The sequence below is a fragment of the Pseudoxanthomonas helianthi genome (assembly GCF_017939625.1).
GTDB classification, from domain to species: domain Bacteria; phylum Pseudomonadota; class Gammaproteobacteria; order Xanthomonadales; family Xanthomonadaceae; genus Pseudoxanthomonas_A; species Pseudoxanthomonas_A helianthi.
Map to the genome: position 1 here is coordinate 321226 of NZ_JAGKTC010000003.1, position 16716 is coordinate 337941.

Annotated in this window: 18 protein-coding genes, 2 tRNA genes and 1 pseudogene; 5 read left to right on the forward strand and 16 right to left on the reverse strand. The window is 66.5% G+C overall.

The window, feature by feature from the left end; translation table 11 throughout:
* Positions 1 to 12 precede the first annotated feature (12 nt).
* From J5837_RS13255 to J5837_RS13270, 4 genes are read right to left on the reverse strand one after another with little or no spacing between them, the layout of a single operon-like run.
* Positions 13 to 267 (reverse strand): acyl carrier protein, encoded by a 255-nt coding sequence (locus J5837_RS13255; RefSeq protein ID WP_210537242.1) that lies wholly within the window; start codon positions 265 to 267, stop codon positions 13 to 15.
* Positions 264 to 527, reverse strand: coding sequence for a phosphopantetheine-binding protein (locus J5837_RS13260; RefSeq protein ID WP_210537243.1), 264 nt, complete (start codon positions 525 to 527; stop codon positions 264 to 266). Before J5837_RS13260 ends, J5837_RS13255 begins: the two co-directional genes overlap by 4 nt.
* A complete protein-coding gene (locus J5837_RS13265; RefSeq protein WP_210537244.1) occupies positions 514 to 1296 on the reverse strand; it encodes a lysophospholipid acyltransferase family protein in 783 nt (260 codons plus the stop codon). The genes J5837_RS13260 and J5837_RS13265 overlap by 14 nt, the downstream gene beginning before the upstream one ends.
* Positions 1289 to 2026, reverse strand: a complete 738-nt coding sequence (locus J5837_RS13270) for a beta-ketoacyl synthase chain length factor (protein ID WP_210537245.1) — start codon at positions 2024 to 2026, stop codon at positions 1289 to 1291. Before J5837_RS13270 ends, J5837_RS13265 begins: the two co-directional genes overlap by 8 nt.
* A 138-nt stretch (positions 2027 to 2164) precedes the next feature.
* Between J5837_RS13270 and J5837_RS13275 the strand changes: the two genes are divergently transcribed.
* Positions 2165 to 2240 (forward strand) — tRNA-Ala (locus J5837_RS13275).
* 46 nt (positions 2241 to 2286) lie between these two features.
* Positions 2287 to 2362 (forward strand) — tRNA-Glu (locus J5837_RS13280).
* Between the two features lie 62 nt (positions 2363 to 2424).
* Here the strand turns inward: J5837_RS13280 and J5837_RS13285 are convergent.
* Together J5837_RS13285 and ppsR are read right to left on the reverse strand one after the other, a co-directional pair.
* The gene (locus J5837_RS13285) at positions 2425 to 2913 is read right to left on the reverse strand and encodes a DUF1249 domain-containing protein (protein ID WP_210537246.1); all 489 of its coding nucleotides are present in this window, start codon (positions 2911 to 2913) and stop codon (positions 2425 to 2427) included.
* 114 nt (positions 2914 to 3027) lie between these two features.
* Positions 3028 to 3849, reverse strand: a complete 822-nt coding sequence (ppsR, locus tag J5837_RS13290) for a posphoenolpyruvate synthetase regulatory kinase/phosphorylase PpsR (protein ID WP_210537247.1) — start codon at positions 3847 to 3849, stop codon at positions 3028 to 3030.
* Between the two features lie 148 nt (positions 3850 to 3997).
* On the opposite strand from ppsR, the gene ppsA reads away from it, so the two are divergent.
* Entirely contained in the window at positions 3998 to 6385 is a 2388-nt protein-coding gene (gene ppsA / locus J5837_RS13295) for a phosphoenolpyruvate synthase (RefSeq protein ID WP_210537248.1), read from the forward strand.
* A gap of 113 nt (positions 6386 to 6498) precedes the next feature.
* A complete protein-coding gene (locus tag J5837_RS13300) occupies positions 6499 to 7455 on the forward strand; it encodes a mechanosensitive ion channel family protein (RefSeq protein ID WP_244755987.1) in 957 nt (318 codons plus the stop codon).
* Positions 7456 to 7470: 15 nt separating this feature from the next.
* On the opposite strand, the gene J5837_RS13305 is transcribed toward J5837_RS13300, so the two are convergent.
* Together J5837_RS13305 and orn are read right to left on the reverse strand one after the other, a co-directional pair.
* A complete protein-coding gene (locus J5837_RS13305) occupies positions 7471 to 7905 on the reverse strand; it encodes a GFA family protein (RefSeq protein WP_210537249.1) in 435 nt (144 codons plus the stop codon).
* 3 nt (positions 7906 to 7908) lie between these two features.
* Positions 7909 to 8466, reverse strand: coding sequence for an oligoribonuclease (orn, locus tag J5837_RS13310; RefSeq protein WP_210537250.1), 558 nt, complete (start codon positions 8464 to 8466; stop codon positions 7909 to 7911).
* A gap of 58 nt (positions 8467 to 8524) precedes the next feature.
* On the opposite strand from orn, the gene J5837_RS13315 reads away from it, so the two are divergent.
* Positions 8525 to 8998 (forward strand): DUF2721 domain-containing protein, encoded by a 474-nt coding sequence (locus J5837_RS13315; RefSeq protein ID WP_210537251.1) that lies wholly within the window; start codon positions 8525 to 8527, stop codon positions 8996 to 8998.
* A gap of 91 nt (positions 8999 to 9089) precedes the next feature.
* Here J5837_RS13315 and tadA read toward each other — a convergent pair whose 3' ends face one another.
* From tadA to J5837_RS13350, 8 genes and pseudogenes are all read right to left on the reverse strand, one after another.
* On the reverse strand, positions 9090 to 9539 hold the full coding sequence (tadA, locus tag J5837_RS16445; RefSeq protein WP_244755988.1) for a tRNA adenosine(34) deaminase TadA: 450 nt from the start codon (positions 9537 to 9539) through the stop codon (positions 9090 to 9092).
* Between the two features lie 138 nt (positions 9540 to 9677).
* A pseudogene (locus tag J5837_RS16450) lies at positions 9678 to 10121 on the reverse strand (GNAT family N-acetyltransferase); the annotation flags it as partial.
* An 18-nt stretch (positions 10122 to 10139) separates the two neighbouring features.
* Positions 10140 to 11705: a glutamine-hydrolyzing GMP synthase gene (guaA, locus tag J5837_RS13325; protein WP_210537253.1), complete on the reverse strand. Its 1566-nt coding sequence runs from the start codon at positions 11703 to 11705 to the stop codon at positions 10140 to 10142.
* A gap of 83 nt (positions 11706 to 11788) precedes the next feature.
* Entirely contained in the window at positions 11789 to 13246 is a 1458-nt protein-coding gene (gene guaB, locus J5837_RS13330; protein ID WP_210537254.1) for an IMP dehydrogenase, read from the reverse strand.
* 93 nt (positions 13247 to 13339) lie between these two features.
* Entirely contained in the window at positions 13340 to 14227 is an 888-nt protein-coding gene (folD, locus tag J5837_RS13335) for a bifunctional methylenetetrahydrofolate dehydrogenase/methenyltetrahydrofolate cyclohydrolase FolD (protein ID WP_425504846.1), read from the reverse strand.
* A 97-nt stretch (positions 14228 to 14324) separates the two neighbouring features.
* Positions 14325 to 15512 carry a low temperature requirement protein A gene (locus tag J5837_RS13340; protein WP_210537256.1) on the reverse strand — a complete coding sequence of 396 codons (1188 nt, stop codon included), beginning with the start codon at positions 15510 to 15512 and terminating at the stop codon, positions 14325 to 14327.
* On the reverse strand, positions 15509 to 15757 hold the full coding sequence (locus J5837_RS13345) for a hypothetical protein (protein WP_210537257.1): 249 nt from the start codon (positions 15755 to 15757) through the stop codon (positions 15509 to 15511). The genes J5837_RS13340 and J5837_RS13345 overlap by 4 nt, the downstream gene beginning before the upstream one ends.
* Positions 15758 to 15845: 88 nt before the next feature.
* A complete protein-coding gene (locus J5837_RS13350; RefSeq protein WP_210537258.1) occupies positions 15846 to 16622 on the reverse strand; it encodes an SDR family oxidoreductase in 777 nt (258 codons plus the stop codon).
* Between the last annotated feature and the right edge of the window lie 94 nt (positions 16623 to 16716).

Consider the following 16716-nt stretch of genomic DNA (forward strand, 5'->3'; position numbering starts at 1 on the left):
GACGCCGACGGATCAGGCGGCTTCGTCGCGGATCAGCCCGTAGAGCACGTCCACCACGTCCTGTACGGTGCGCACCGACTTGAAGGCGTCCGGCTGCAGGTTGCGGCCGAGCAACGGCTTCAATTGCACGATCATGTCGACCGCGTCGATGCTGTCGATGTCCAGGTCGTCGTACAGGCGCGCCTCGGGCACGACCCTCGCCTCGTCGATCTCGAAGGTGTCGTGCAGGATCGCGGTGATCCGGGCCAGCAGTTCGTTCTTGGTCATGCGATCGCCTTCTGCGCGGAAACGAACTCGGCCAGCGCGCGCACGCTGGAGAAATGCCGACGGGTTTCCTGCGAATCGGCCGCGAGGCTGACCCCGTAGCGCTTCTGCAACGCCAGGCCCAGTTCCAGCGCATCGATCGAATCCAGCCCCAACCCTTCGACGAACAGCGGCGCGGCAGCGTCGATGTCGTCCGGCGTCACGTCTTCCAGCGACAGCGACGCGATGATCAATTCCTTGATCTCGTGCTCAAGTGCCTGCACGCGTGTGTTCTCCCGAAAAATACCCAGCCAGATAGTCGGTCAACCGCCTCGCCGCGACCGCCTCGCCCCCCGACGCGGTCCCGTTGTCGTTCAGGAATTGCGCGATGGGCAGGTCTTCCTGAACGTCGACGACGTAATGGAACCGACGCGACGGCACACGATACCATTTTTCGCCCTTTCCCAAGGTCATCGGCGTGCAGCTGAGGCGTACCGGGGTGACGTCCAGCCGGCCGCGCACGGCGATGTTCGCGGCACCGCGCTGCAGCCGCATGGGCTGCCCGCGCACCGTGCGCGTGCCTTCGGGAAAGATCACCAGGCAGCCGCCCCGGCGTACCGCGGCGATGCAGTCGTCGACCAGCCCGGCGCCGTCGTCGTTGCTGACGTAGCCGGCCACGCGCGCCAGCATCACCGGATTGCGCGCCACCGCCGACTTCACCACGCAGTCGGCGTTGGGCAGCAATGAAATCAGGAATACCACGTCGATCAGTGTCGGATGGTTGGCCAGGACCAACAGGCCCGCGCGGTCCAGTCGCTCGCGGCCGCGGATCTCGTAGGTCAGCACGCCCAGCACGCGCATCAGTTCGATATGCCCGGCGAAGCTGGCCTGCACGATCCGCCGCACCAGGCGCTGTCGGCGCTGCGGCTCGCGCACCAGCCACGACAGCGGCGCGATCACGCCGAAACGCAGCAGCAGTCCGCCCACGCCGAAGGCGAGGAAGCTGAGCCCGGTGGCGAACACGCGCCAGGCATGGTTCAGGCGATCAGGCACGGCGGCTCCAGCGCCATTGCACGCCCTGGTCGCGGAACGTCAGTTCGGCGTCGCCCGCAAGCAGGAAACGCAATACGTCGAGGCCGTGCGGCAGCCCCGGTGGCGCAGGCTCTTCGATCCCGGGCTCGTCCGCCGCATTGGCCAGCGCGATGCGGGGCCCCTCGCCTGCACGTGCGATCCGCCAGCACCAGGCGTAGTACGGGTCGGGTTCGTCGGCGTAGGACTGGTAGACCTCGGGCAGCGGCGAGTCGTACAGCACGACCAGCGCTTCGGGCGCGCCATCGGCCAGCAGGCCGGCGGCTTCGACCAGCGCAGCTTCGGCGGTCGCCGCGCCGGCGGCCAGCGCCACGTAGTTGCCGCGTTCGCCGCGCACGATCGAGTACATCGCCGCGATCGCGTTGTGCACCGACAGGCTGAATCCCGCGGGCGACATCGCTTCGCCGCGCGTCATCGCATCGAGCAGTTCCAGCGAACGCGCCGGGTCGCCGTGCCGCGATGCGAACACCAGCGGCATCGCCTCCGCCTGCGCGGGCTGGCACCAGTACGCCGCCTGCATCGCCATGCGGCCCAGCCGCTCGATGCGGCGGCGCTGCATCGCCGGCACTTCGGTCAACGGCGGCGCGTCTTCGCCCCGTGGCGGATACGGCTGCCGCGCCCAGGCCCGCCAGTCTTCCGCGCCGGTCAAGCCCGGCGCCCAGGCGGCCCAGTCGGCCACGGTGAACTCGATCATCCCTGCCACTGCGCTCAAGAAATCGTCGGCGCAATTCAACCGCATTCACCTGTTGTTGCGCCAGCCGGCAAACGCGACGCAAATGCCGCTTGCACGATCCCGAAACGGCCGATAGAATGCGCGGCTCACCAGCCTTGTGGGGCCATAGCTCAGCTGGGAGAGCGCCTGCATGGCATGCAGGAGGTCGCCGGTTCGATCCCGGCTGGCTCCACCACCTTCCCGGCATTAGGCCGTCGGGATCTGGTAAAAAGTTTCGCCGTGTCCCCATCGTCTAGAGGCCTAGGACATTACCCTTTCACGGTAGCGACCGGGGTTCGAATCCCCGTGGGGACGCCAGCTAAAACGGAACGGCCGCGCAAGCGGCCGTTTTCGTTTCCGCACTCCGGCCGACCCTCGACTCAGGCCACTTCGCAATGGGGTTCCGCGTGCGTCGGACGCAGCGTGGCCACGCCGTGGCCGCGTTCGGCCAGGTATTCCAGCCATTTGCCGAGGAAGGTGTTCATGCGCATGCGATGGCCGATCAACTCCGCCGGCGGCGGGTACAGGCCGATCACGTCCTGCCAGCGGCGACCGACGTAGCAATGCGTGGCCTCGGCCTGGCGCGCGTCGCGGTACATGCGGACGAAGGCCGACGGGTCGGGCTCGCCGGTGACCGGGTCGTGCAGGCCGTAAGTCAGGCGCAATTCCACCGTGTAGCGATGGGTCTCGATCACGTCGAGATACACGTCCAGTCCGTCGCCGACGCTGGAGACATAACGACCCGGCGCCAGGTCGGCCGGTTCGAACAGCCTTACCAGCCGTGCGTGGTTCTCCGCGTACAACGCCATCAGCCAGCCGAAGCGGCCGAGCTTGGGGATGCGCGTGGCGGAAAGCAGGGTCGAAGCCATGGCCCGATGCTACACGCCGGAACGCGATTGCGGCAGCATTGACGGATCGGTTCCCGCGGCTTAATTTAAGGATTCTCCGCGATCGCGACGATTGCGCGATCCGCACCCTTCCCCTCAGAACATTTCGCGCCGCAGCCCCAGCGTGGTCATCACCTTGCTGGCGATTTCCTCGATCGAGGTATGCGTGGTGCTGAGCGTGGGGATGCGCTCCATCTGGAACATGACTTCCGCCGCGGCCACTTCGCGCTTGCAGGTGTCCAACTGCGCGTAGCGGGAATTCGGCCGGCGCTCCTGGCGGATCTGCGCCAGGCGTTCCGGGTCGATGGTCAGGCCGAACAGCTTGCGCCGGTACGCGCGCAAACGCGCCGGCAGGCGATCGGTTTCCAGGTCCTGGTCGGTCAACGGGTAATTCGCCGCGCGGATCCCGTAATGCAGCGCCAGGTACACGCAGGTCGGCGTCTTGCCGGCGCGCGACACCGCGACCAGGATCAGGTCGGCCTCGTCGTAACTCACCGCGATGCCGTCGTCGTGGGTCAGGGCGAAGTTCATCGCGTTGATGCGGCGGTGATAGGTCTCGAAATCGACCAGGCCGTGCGCCTGCCCCACCCGCGACTGGCGCAAGGTGCCCAGTTCGCGTTCCATCGGGTCGATGAATGGCGCGAACACGTCCAGGGTCAATGCCCCGCTTTCGCCCAGCATCGCCGCGACCACCGGATCGACGATCGAATGGATCACGATGGGCCGGGACAGGTGGCGTTCGCCGGCCTCGCGGATGCGCCGGACGGCGTCGTGCGCCTTGTCCGCATCGTCGACGAACGGGATGCGCTCGGTCTGGAAGTGGAAGCCGCTGAACTGGGTCAGCAGGCTGTGGCCGATGGTTTCCACGGTGATGCCGGTGCCGTCGGAAACATAGAACACGGGCCTGATGTCGGACATTCCGCACTTCCTGTCGTGAACACGAAAACCGCAGCAAAATCAATCTTGTCTGCAATTGGTCTGCACTGCATCATAGCCGCTCTTCCCCACGCATGCGGCCTGCGCCCCGGGATTCCACGCGGTGTGCGCCGGTCTCGGAGTATCGCGCTTGAACCAGACCAGCCCCCACCCGAACGTCCTGTGGCTGCATGAGCTCCGCCTGGCCGACCTGGCCCGGGTCGGCGGCAAGAATTCCTCGCTCGGCGAAATGATCGGCCAGTTGTCCGGCCTGGGCGTCTCGGTGCCCGGGGGCTACGCGACCACCGCCGAGGCGTTCAAAGCTTTCATCGCGCACAACGACCTGCACCAGCGCATCTACGACAAGTTGGCCACGCTGGACGTGGAAGACGTGCCGGCGCTGACCGCGGCCGGCAAGGAAATCCGCGGCTGGGTGATCGACGCGCCGTTGCAGCCGGACCTGGACCAGGACATCCGCAGCGCCTACGCCAAGCTGTGCGCCGAGAACGGGGGCGGCGACGTGGCCGTGGCCGTGCGTTCCTCGGCCACTGCCGAAGACCTGCCCGACGCCTCGTTCGCAGGCCAGCAGGAAACCTTCCTCAACGTGACCGGCGCCGACGACGTGGTGCACAAGGTCAAGGAAGTGTTCGCTTCGCTGTACAACGACCGGGCCATCGCCTACCGCGTGCACCATGGCTTCAAGCACGAGGACGTGTTCCTCTCGGCCGGCGTGCAGCTGATGGTGCGTTCGGACGTCGGTGCGTCGGGCGTGCTGTTCACCCTGGACACCGAATCCGGCTTCCGCGACGTGGTCTTCGTCACCTCGTCCTACGGCCTGGGCGAAATGGTCGTGCAAGGCGCGGTCAACCCGGACGAGTTCTACGTGTACAAGCCCACGCTGCAGGCGGGCAAGCCGGCGATCCTGCGCCGCACGCTCGGCGCCAAGGCGATCCGCATGGTCTATTCCAGCGTGCCCGGCGAACGCGTGCGGACCGAGGACACGCCGGCCGAGTTGCGCGGCAAGTTCTCGATTTCCGACGAGGACGTGCAGGCGTTGTCGACGCAGGCGCTGACCATCGAAAAGCACTACGGCCGGCCCATGGACATCGAATGGGCGAAGGACGGCGTCAGCGGCAAGCTGTTCATCGTGCAGGCGCGCCCGGAGACGGTGAAGTCGCGCGCGCACGTGACCCAGATCGAACGCTACGCGCTGGAGAAGCGCGGCGACGTGATCGCCGAGGGCCGCGCCATCGGCCAGAAGATCGGCAGCGGCATCGCCCGCGTCGTGCGTTCGCTCGACGACATGAGCCGCGTGCAACCCGGCGACGTGCTGGTCGCCGACATGACCGACCCGGACTGGGAACCGGTGATGAAGCGGGCCTCGGCCATCGTCACCAACCGCGGCGGCCGCACCTGCCACGCCGCAATCATCGCCCGCGAGCTGGGCGTGCCGGCAGTGGTCGGCACCGGCGACGCGCTGGACCGCATCGAGGACGGCGCCGAAGTGACGGTCAGCTGCGCCGAAGGCGACACCGGCTACATCTATGCCGGCGCCCTGCCCTTCGAGCGCACGACGACCGACCTGGGCAACATGCCGCCGGCGCCGCTGAAGATCATGATGAACGTGGCCAACCCGGAGCGCGCGTTCGATTTCGGCCAGCTGCCCAACGCCGGCATCGGCTTGGCCCGGCTGGAAATGATCATCGCCAGCCACATCGGCGTGCATCCGCTCGCCTTGCTGGAATACGACCGCCAGGACGCCGACACCCGCCGGAAGATCGACGCCAAGATCGCCGGCTACGCTTCGCCGGTCGAGTTCTACGTCGAACGCCTGAAGGAAGGCATCGCCACCATCACCGCGTCGGTCGCGCCGAACCCGGTGATCGTGCGCCTGTCCGACTTCAAGTCGAACGAATACGCCAACCTGATCGGCGGCACCCGCTACGAACCGCACGAAGAAAACCCGATGATCGGCTTCCGCGGCGCCAGCCGCTACGTCGACCCGTCGTTCGAGCCGGCGTTCGCGCTGGAATGCCAGGCGGTCAAGCTGGTACGCGAAAGCATGGGCCTGGACAACCTGTGGGTGATGATCCCGTTCGTGCGTACGCTGGAGGAAGGCCGCAAAGTCGTCGAAGTGCTGGCGCGCCATGGCCTGAAGCAGGGCGAGAACGGCCTGAAGGTCATCATGATGTGCGAGGTGCCTTCGAACGCGCTGCTGGCCGAGGAGTTCCTCGACATCTTCGATGGCTTCTCGATCGGTTCCAACGACATGACCCAGCTCACCCTGGGACTGGACCGCGATTCGAGCATCGTCGCCAACCTGTTCGACGAGCGCAATCCGGCGGTGAAGAAGATGCTGTCGATGGCCATCGCGGCCGCGAAGAAAAAAGGCAAGTACGTCGGCATCTGCGGCCAGGGGCCCAGCGACCATCCCGACCTCGCCGAATGGCTGTATCAGCAGGGCATCGAATCGGTGTCGCTGAACCCGGACACCGTGGTCGATACCTGGTTGCGGCTGGCCAAGCTCAAGGCAGGCTGACCGGCCGGAAACAGGCCACGCTCATCTTGCCGTTGCTAGACTGTCGGCAAGGCATCGGAAGCCCCGCCTGTGCGGGGCTTCCTGTTGATGGATCCGGAGGTGGCGTGGAAGGTCTGAAGCGGTTCGCCAGCGAAGACGGCTGGAAAGAGATCCTGGCGTCGATACTGGCGCCGGCCGGCAAGCCCGCGGAGGCGGCCGGCCCGCTGTTCGATTGGAGCGAGATGCACTGGTCGTCCGTGCTGGCCAACTGGGCGATCGCGGCGATCATCGTCCTGCTCGGTTACTGGCTGGCCAAATGGATCAGCCGCATGGTCTACCGCGCCCTGACCCGCGGCCATGTGGAACACACGCTGGCCGGATTCCTGCGCAATGTCGCCTACGCGGCGATGATGGTGGTGGTGTTCGTCGCCGCGCTGCAGAAGATCGGCGTGCCGACGACCTCGGTGCTGGCGGTGGTCGGCGCGGCCGGCCTCGCCGTCGGCCTGGCCCTGAAGGATTCGCTGTCGAACATCGCCTCCGGCGTGATGCTGATCGTGCTGCGTCCGTTCCGCGACGGCGACCACGTGCTCGCCGCCGGCCAGGAGGGCACGGTCGAGGAAGTGCGCATCTTCCAGACCCGTTTGCGCACCTTCGACAACCGGGTGATCGTGCTGCCGAACAGCATGGTCACCACCGCGCCGATCATCAATTTCACCGCCAAGCCGCAGCGCCGCATCGACATCGCGGTGGGCGTCGGTTACGACGACGACCTCAAGCAGGCGCGGACGATCCTGCTGAAGATCGCCACGGACAATCCGCGCGTGCTGAAACAGCCGGAACCCTTCGTGCAGGTCACCCAATTGGCGGAAAGCAGCGTCAACCTGACCCTGTTCGCCTGGGTCGCGACCACGGATTTCGGAAGCGTGAAGAGCGACCTGACCGAAGCGGTGCGTACCGAGATCATCGGCCATGGCCTGAACATTCCCTACCCGCAGCGCGACCTGCACGTCTATCACCACAATGCCGACGGGACCCCGCTGTCCGACATCGTGTACAAATCGGTGGCGGACGACGGCGACGCGAAGCCCTGAGACCGGCGGCTTTTCTCAGCCGGTCGCCACTTCTACGTCGGCGAACCACAATACCTTCCAGCGAGCGGTTTTTTCCGCGGCTTCCAGCAGTTTCGGCGATGCGCCCTGCTCGCTCGCGAATTCATCGTGGCGCGCCAGGACCCGTGCATTGACCGCACCGTAAGCGTGGCCATCGTCATCGCGCCAGCGCACGGCCAGCAGCGTGCCGCACGCGGCGCAGGAAAGGAACTCCGCTTGCTCCGACCCCTGCCGTTCGCGCTTCAAGTCCTGGCCGGCATTCGTCCGCAGGCGCAGGAAACCTGCGGAGTCGGATAGCCAGGCCGCGCCTCGCTTGCAGCAGAAATCGCAATCGCAGGCACGCGGCGAATAAGCGGCCAACTCGCGACCCAATCCGACTTCCACCGCGACCGCACCGCAAGCGCAGCTGCCGCCCAGCCGATGCGCGATCACGCCCTACTCCGCCAGTTCGGCTAGATGCTTGCGGTAATGCCGCAATTCCTCGATCGAATCGTGCACGTCGCTGAGCGCAGTGTGCTTGGATTCCTTGTTGACTCCCGCCAGCACCTGCGGCGCCCAGCGCCGTGCCAGTTCCTTCAACGTGCTGACGTCGAGGTTGCGATAGTGGAAATACTTCTCCAGGCGCGGCATCAGCCGGTGCAGGAAACGCCGGTCCTGGCAGATCGAATTGCCGCACATCGGCGAGGCGTTGGCCGGCACCCATTCGGCCAGGAAGGCGACCGTGCGCGCCTCGGCCTCGGCCAGGCCGACCTGGCTGTCCAGCACGCGCTGCCACAGGCCCGAACGACGATGCTGGTTCTGGTTCCAGTTGTCCATCGCTTCCAGCGCCGACAATGGATGGGAGATCGCGAACTCCGGCCCTTCGGCCAGCACGTTCAGGGACGAATCGGTGACCACCGTGGCGATCTCGATGATCGAATCGCGGGTGGTGTCCAGCCCGGTCATTTCCAGGTCGATCCAGATCAGGCGGTCGCTGCGATGGCTGTCTGTCATGGCCTTATGATAGCCCAGACCCGCCGATATCCCTGCCGAAAACGCTTCCGGAACCGCGATGCCCGCCGACGCCAGCCATTACAGCATCCTCACCGCGATGCTCGCGCCCGCCTTCTTCCTGACCGCGACCGCGTCGTTGATCCTGTCGGCGAACAACCGGCTCGCCCGCGTGGTCGACCGCCTGCGCACGCTGATCCGCGAGATCGAACAACCGCACGACGCGGAGTACCTGGCTGCCCTCGAACAGAGCATCAGCGTGCAGCGCAAGCGCAGCATGCGCATCATGCAGGCCGGGCGCCTGCTGTATGGCGCGATCAGCTGCTTCGTCGCCACCAGCCTGTTCGTCGCCGTCGACGCCTTCCTGCAATACCGGCTGGACGTGTTGCCGACGGTTTCCGCCGTACTCGGCGTGCTGTGCCTGTTCGGGGCCAGCCTGCTGCTGTCGCGCGAGTCGGCACTGGCGGTGGCCGCGGTCAACGAGGAAATGGACCAGGCCCACGCGCGTGCGCGCCGCAAGCGCGGCCAATTGTAGGAGCGCCCTTCAGGGCGCGACCGGAACCCTCGTGATCGCGGAAAACTCCGCGTAGTCCCGTTTTCTCGCAGTCGCGCCCTGAAGGACGCTCCTACAGCAGCGGTCTGCCGCGTTTGGCGCGGAAATAGTTGGTAAGACGCCGGCTGGCTTCTTCAGCCAGCACGCCGCCACGCACTTCGACGCGATGGTTGTGGCGCGGATCGGCCAGCAGGTCGAACACGCTGCCGGCGGCACCGGTCTTCGGGTCGCTGGCGGCGAACACCACGCGTGCGATCCGCGCATGCACCATCGCCATCGCGCACATCGCACACGGTTCCAGCGTCACGTACAGCGTGCTGCCGACCAGGCGGTGGTTGCCGAGCCGCTTGCCGGCTTCGCGCATCGCGACGATCTCGGCATGCGCACTGGGGTCGTGGTCGCCGATGTTGCGGTTCCAGCCCTCGCCCAGCACTTCCCCTTCGGCCGAGACCAGCAAGGCGCCGACCGGGATCTCATCGTCTTCGCGTTCGGCACGATCGGCCAGCGCCAGTGCGCGTTGCATCCATTGTTCGTCGGCTGCGTGGTCCGCTGTCGAAGTCGTGGTGATTTCGCGGGCATCTAGCGATTTCCAGAACAGGCGCGTCGCGCCCAGCCCGCCGAGCGGCTTGTACGCGTAAGCCGGAATGTCCCCCACGCCGTGGTAGCCAAGGCGACGATAGAAGGCGGTCGCGCCTTCGATCACCGCGGCATCCAGCGTCAGCAGCGATTTGCCCGCGTCGCGCACGGCCTGTTCCAGTGCGGCGACCAACGCCGCGCCGATGCCGGTGCCACGCGCCGACGGCGCGGTCATCACCTTGGTCAGCTCGGCGCGATGCGGCTGGCTGGGCGCCATGGCCAACACCACCGTGCCGGTACCGACCAGCACATCACCCAGCCAGGCCCCGAGGACGACGCGTTCGCCGCGTGCCGCGGAAGCCAGCGCCTGCGACCAGAATGCCTGGGCCTCGGCCAAGGGCAGCGGATGCATGAAGCCGACCGAGCCGTTCGCCGCGACCGTTTCGATCAACAGACTGGCGAGCGCATCGCGATCGGCTTCGGCAACCGGGGCGATGCGCATTTCCTGTCCACTCGCGATCAAGGACATGTCGGAACGATCTGTGGCTTATTCCCACTCGATCGTCGCCGGCGGTTTGCCGGAGACGTCGTACACCACGCGCGAGACGCCGCGCAGTTCGTTGATGATGCGGTTGGACACGGTGCCGAGCAGTTCGTACGGCAGGTGCGCCCAGTGCGCGGTCATGAAATCGATGGTCTCGACCGCGCGCAGCGCGATCACCCATTCGTAGGCGCGGGCGTCGCCGACCACGCCGACCGACTTCACCGGCAGGAACACCGCGAACGCCTGCGAAGTCTTGTCGTACCAGCCGGACTTGCGCAGTTCGTCGATGAAGATCGCGTCGGCCTTGGCCAGCAGTTCGGCGTATTCGGCCTTCACTTCGCCGAGGATGCGCACACCCAGGCCCGGGCCGGGGAACGGATGGCGGTAGACCATTTCGCGCGGCAAGCCGAGTTCGACGCCGAGGCGGCGCACTTCGTCCTTGAACAGTTCGCGCAGCGGCTCGACCAGCTTGAGCTTCATGTCTTCGGGCAGGCCGCCGACGTTGTGGTGGCTCTTGATGACGTGGGCCTTGCCGGTCTTGCTGCCGGCCGACTCGATCACGTCCGGATAGATCGTGCCCTGCGCCAGCCACTTGGCGTTCTTCAGTTTGTTCGATTCTTCGTCGAATATCTCGACGAACAGGTTGCCTATGATCTTGCGCTTGGCTTCCGGGTCGTCGACGCCCTTCAGCGCGCTGAAATAGCGCTCGGCGGCGTTAACGCGAACGACCTTCACGCCCATGTGCTCGGCCATCGTGGCCATCACCTGGTCGCCTTCCTGCCAGCGCAGCAGGCCGGTGTCGACGAACACGCAGGTCAGCTGGTCGCCGATCGCCTTGTGCAGCAAAGCGGCGACCACCGAGGAATCGACGCCGCCGGACAGGCCGAGGATCACTTCGTCGGAACCCACCTGCTCGCGCACGCGGGCGATCTGGTCTTCGATGATATTGGCCGAAGTCCACAGCGTCTGGCAGCCGCAGATGTCGACGACGAAGCGACGCAGCAGTTCCTGGCCCTGCTTGGTGTGGGTGACTTCCGGATGGAACTGCACGCCGTACCATCGCTTGGCTTCGTTGCTCATCGCCGCGACCGGGATCCGGTCGGTGACGGCCGTGACGGTGAAGCCCGGCGGCGCCTTGGCGACGTGGTCGCCATGGCTCATCCATACGTCGATGGCCGGTTTGCCGCCGTGGTCGCTCAGACCCTTGAGCAGTGCATCCGCCACGACGATCTCCACCTGGGCGTGGCCGAATTCGCGTGCGTCGGCCGCTTCGGTTGCACCACCCAATTGCGCGGCCAGGGTCTGCATGCCGTAGCAGATGCCCAGCAGCGGCAGGCCGCTGTCGAACACTTGTTGCGGCGCGGCCGGCGCGCCCTGCTCCGTGGTCGATTCCGGGCCGCCCGACAGGATGATGCCCTTGGCGCCGAACTTCGCGATCTCGGCCGGATCGTGGTCCCAGGCCCAGATTTCGCAGTAGACGCCGATCTCGCGGATGCGCCGCGCGATCAGCTGGGTGTACTGCGCGCCGAAGTCGAGGATGAGGATCTTGTCGCTGTGCAGGTCGGTCATGGAGTGATGCGTTTGCGAATGGAATTCTGGATGCCTGATACGAAGAGAGGGACGCGCCGTGCGCCTCCCTCTCCTGTCCTGCCTCAACTCATGCGGTAGTTGGGCGGTTCCTTGGTGATCTGCACGTCGTGCACGTGGCTCTCGCGCTGGCCCGCGCCGGTGATGACCACGAACTGCGGTTTCTTGCGCATTTCCTCGATGGTCGCGCAGCCCACGTAGCCCATGGTCGCGCGCAGGCCGCCGACCAGCTGGTGCAGGATGCTGCCGACCGAACCGCGATACGGCACGCGGCCTTCGATGCCTTCCGGCACCAGCTTGTCGGCGTCGCTCGCGTCCTGGAAATAACGGTCCTTGGACCCCTTCTCCATCGCGCCCAGCGAACCCATGCCGCGGTAGCTCTTGTAGCTGCGGCCCTGGAACAGCTCGACTTCGCCCGGCGCCTCCTCGGTGCCGGCGAACAGGCCGCCGATCATCACCGTCGACGCGCCCGCCGCAATCGCCTTGCCCAGATCGCCGGAATAGCGAATGCCGCCATCGGCGATCAGCGGAATGCGGTCCTGCAGCGCCTCCGCGACCATGTCCACGGCGGTGACCTGCGGCACGCCGACGCCGGCGACCATGCGGGTGGTGCAGATCGAACCGGGACCGACGCCGACCTTGACCGCGTCCGCGCCGGCGTCCATCAACGCCAGTGCTGCCTCGCCGGTGACAATGTTGCCGCCGATCACCTGCAGGCTCGGGAAGGTCTTCTTCACCCAGGCCACGCGGTCGATCACGCCCTGCGAGTGGCCGTGTGCGGTATCGACGATGACCACGTCCACGCCCGCCGCGACCAGCGCTTCGACGCGCTGGTCCGTGTCGCCGCCGACGCCGACCGCGGCGCCGACCAGCAGGCGGCTGGTGGCGTCCTTGGCGGCGTTGGGGTTGTCGGTCTTCTTCTGGATGTCCTTGACCGTGATCAGGCCGCGCAGCTCGAAGCCGTCGTTGACCACCAGCACCTTCTCGATGCGGTGCTTGTGCAGCAGGTCGAGCACTTCACCGTCGCTCGCGCCTTCGCGCACGGTGACCAGCCGATCCTTCTTGGTCATGATGTGGCGGACCGGATCGTCGAGCTTCTTTTCGAAGCGCATGTCGCGGCTGGTGACGATGCCGACCAACTGGCCGCCATCCACCACCGGCACGCCGGAGATGTTGCGCGCGCGGGTCAGCTTGAGCACGTCGCCGATGGTGGTATCGGGCCCGACGGTGAACGGGTCCTTGATCACGCCGGCCTCGAACTTCTTGACCTTGGCCACTTCGGCGGCCTGCTGTTCGATGGTCAGGTTCTTGTGGATGATGCCGATGCCGCCCAGCTGGGCCATGGCGATGGCGAGGCGCGCTTCGGTGACCGTGTCCATGGCCGCCGACACGATCGGCAGCTTCAGGCGCAGGTCGCGGGTCAGCCGGGTTTCCAGGCTGACGTCCTTGGGCAGGACGGTGGAATGGGCGGGGACGAGCGAAACGTCGTCGTAGGTCAGTGCTTCAGCCTGGATGCGTAGCATCGGCGGTCCCGGGGGAGTTGGGGAAGCACGTAATTGTAGCGCCAAACGGCCCCGGTTTGCCGCCTGCCGGCGACGGAACGCTGCGTGCCGGACTCAGGCGCCGGAGGCCTCGGCCGCCTCGATGGTGTTCTGCATCAGCGTGGCCACGGTCATCGGCCCCACCCCGCCCGGCACGGGGGTGATCCAGCTGGCGCGTTCGGCAGCGGCCTGGTAACCCACGTCGCCGACCAGGCGGCCGTCGTCCAGCCGGTTGATGCCCACGTCGATGACCACGGCGCCCGGCTTGACCCATTCGCCCGGCACGATGCCCGGCCGGCCCACCGCGACCACCAGGATGTCTGCATCGCGGACCCGCGCTTCCAGTACTTCGGCGGGAGTGAACTTGTGGCAGCTGGTGACCGTGCAGCCGGCGATCAGCAGCTCCAGCGCCATCGGCCGGCCGACGTGGTTGGACACGCCGACGATGGTGGCGTTGCGGCCGCGCACCGGCTGGTCGGTATAGGCCAGCAGCGTGGTGATGCCGCGCGGCGTGCACGGGCGCAGGCCGAACTGGCGCAAGGCCAGGTGGCCGACGTTCTCCGGGTGGAAGCCGTCCACGTCCTTGCGCGGATCGATGCGGTGGATCAGTCGGCTGGCGTCGGGGATGCCCGGCAGCGGCAGCTGCACGAGGATGCCGTGGATTTCGGGATCGGCGTTGAGTCGGTCGATCAGGGCCAGCAATTCGGCTTCCGACGTACCTTCGGGCAGGTCGAAGTCGTGGGCCTGGATGCCGACCTTCTCCGCCGCGCGGCGCTTGTTGCGCACGTACACCGCGCTGGCCGGGTCGCCGCCGACCAGTACCACCGCCAGTCCGGGCCGCGAATGTCCCGCGGCCAGCCGCGCATCGACCCGGTCCTTCAGGTGGTCGAGCAGGTCTTCGGCAATGCGGCGGCCATCGAGGATGCGGGCGGTCATCGGGCAATTCGGTGCGGGAAGATGCATATTCTCCCCGAACAATGCGATGTTGTGGGAGCGGCCATGGACGCGATTTGCGGCCCGGCCAGAAAAGCATCGCAGCGGTGGCCGCTCCCAGAGTGCTTCAGCGCGCCTTGGCCGGCCGCCGCAGCGCCAGCGTTTCCCACGTCGCCACCAGCACCATCACCGCGGTGGTTAGCAGGCCCAGTTGCAAGGCGCTGAACGCATGCGCGAATGCCGGCCATGCGAGCGCGGCCAGCAATGCCAGTCCGGCCAGGTGCGACAGCGGCGGGATGATGCGGTCGTTGGTGACCCACTTGAACAGTGCAGTGCCGACCAGGTACAGCGCCGGGCCGGCCAGGATCACCGCGATGCCGACGTCGTCGGCATGGTCCGGATGCACCAGCACCAGTTCGTCGGAGACCGCGCAGACGATGATGCCGGCGACGATCGGCACGTGGAAATAGGTATACGCGCTGCGTGCCTGGCGACCCGGATCGTTCGAATGGACGATGCGGTGGTGGGCGCGCTCGGCCCCGGTGTCGAAATAGATCCACCACATCGCCACGCTGCCGACGAACGCGGATGCGAATGCCAATGCCTGCGACGTACCCAGCGTCTCCACCCCGGCGAAGGTCGCCCCGGTCACCAGCAGCGATTCGCCCAGGGCGATGATCACGAACAGCGCACAGCGTTCGGACAGGTGGCTGCCATCCACGTTCCAGTCGGCGGTGCTGGAGCGGCCCAGCCCCGGCACCCAGAAGTAGAGCATCGGCGAAACGATCTCCAGCGCCATAGCCGGTACCCAGAAAGCCCAGCGCGCATCGCCTTCGGAAAATCCGCCCGCGATCCACAGCACCGCGGAGATCGCCAGCCAGATCAGGATGCGCTGGAAGTTGTTGCGCAACACCGGCTCGCCACGCGCCGCCCACAGCATGAACGCCGTGCGCCCGACCTGCATCGCCGCGTAGGCCAGCGCGAACGCGGCGCCCTGCTGCGCGAATGCCTTGGGAATCGACGCCGACAGCACCAGTCCCGCCAGCATCAATGCGAACAGCATCAACCGCACCGGGATCTTTTCCGGGTCCAGCCAGTTGGTGACCCACGAGGTGTAGATCCACACCCACCACACCGCCAGCAGCAGGAAACCGGTTCGCAAGGCGCCGGCGGCGTCGAGGTGCGCCAGCAGGCTGTGGGACAGCTGGGTGACCGCGAACACGAACACCAGATCGAAGAACAGCTCGACCATGCCGACCCGGCCGCTGTCGTGCCCGCCGCGCGTGCGCAGCAGCGATCGCGAACCCGTGCTCATCGCTTGCCGCGCCAGGACAGCACGGCGGCGATCGCCACCGGCACGAGATAGATCAAGGCCTGGATCGGCAACTCCTCGCCCAGCGAATAACCGTGCGAAAGGCCCGTGCGCAAATTCCAGCCGACCACGCCCAGCCAGGCGGCGGCGAACAACCCTGCCGCGAGTTTTCGCCGCGCCGGCGCGCCCAGCCAAATCGCCAGCCAGGCCAATGCCGAACCGGCCACGATCAACAAGACAGTGCGCATCCACCCTCCCCTGACGCCATCATCGGAAGACGCGCCAGCGTAACCTCAAGCGTCGGGATTGCCCACTTCGCCCCCGCTACCGCATGCATCAACGCGTGGTGTAGCCGCCGTTGGCGAAGATGGTTTGCCCGGTGATCCACCAGCCTTCGGTGACCAGGAATCTGACGATCGGCGCGATGTCCTCGATGTCGGTCAGGCCGGTCTTGCTGAAGGGACTCAGCGCGGCCGCGGACTTGTGGTAGGCCACCGCTTCCGGCTGCTCCTGCCCGTAGAAGAACGGCGTGTCCATCGGGCCCGGGCCGATGGCATTGACCGAAATGCCCCGTGCGCCGAATTCCTTCGACGCCGCCCGGGTGAAATGCTCGACGGCCGCCTTGCTGCCCGGATAGATCGCGTAGAACGGCGTGTAGGCGGCCAGCAGCGAACTGACCAGGGTGACGATCTTGCCGCCATCGGCCAGGGTCCGGCCCGCCTGCTGCAGGAAGAAGAACGCCGCCTTGGCGTTGGCGTCGAAACTGCGGTCGTAGTCGGCTTCGTCCACGTCCAGGATCGGCTTCTTGATCACCACGCCCGCGGTGTTGATCGCGATGTCTATCCGGCCGAAATGGGCCTTGGCCTGTTCGAACAGCTTCACGTTGTTGTCGACCACTGCCAGGTCGCCCTGGAACAGGGTCACGTCGGCGCCCTGGCCGCGCAGCTCGGCCGCGGTCTTTTCGGCATCGGCCTTCGAAGCGTCGCTATTGTAGTGGATGGCGATGCCGCGCGCGCCGGCTTCGACGAACTGGCGTCCGATCAATGCGCCGAGGTTCTTGCCACCACCGGCGATGACCGCGACCTTGTCCTGCAGCGTGTGGGGATTGCTCATGAATGCGACTCCGGTTGATTCGGGAGGAAGGGAGTCTGTGCCTCCGCCCGAATCGGATAAACTCATCAATACCGGACATTCTTTTCGGAAAGAT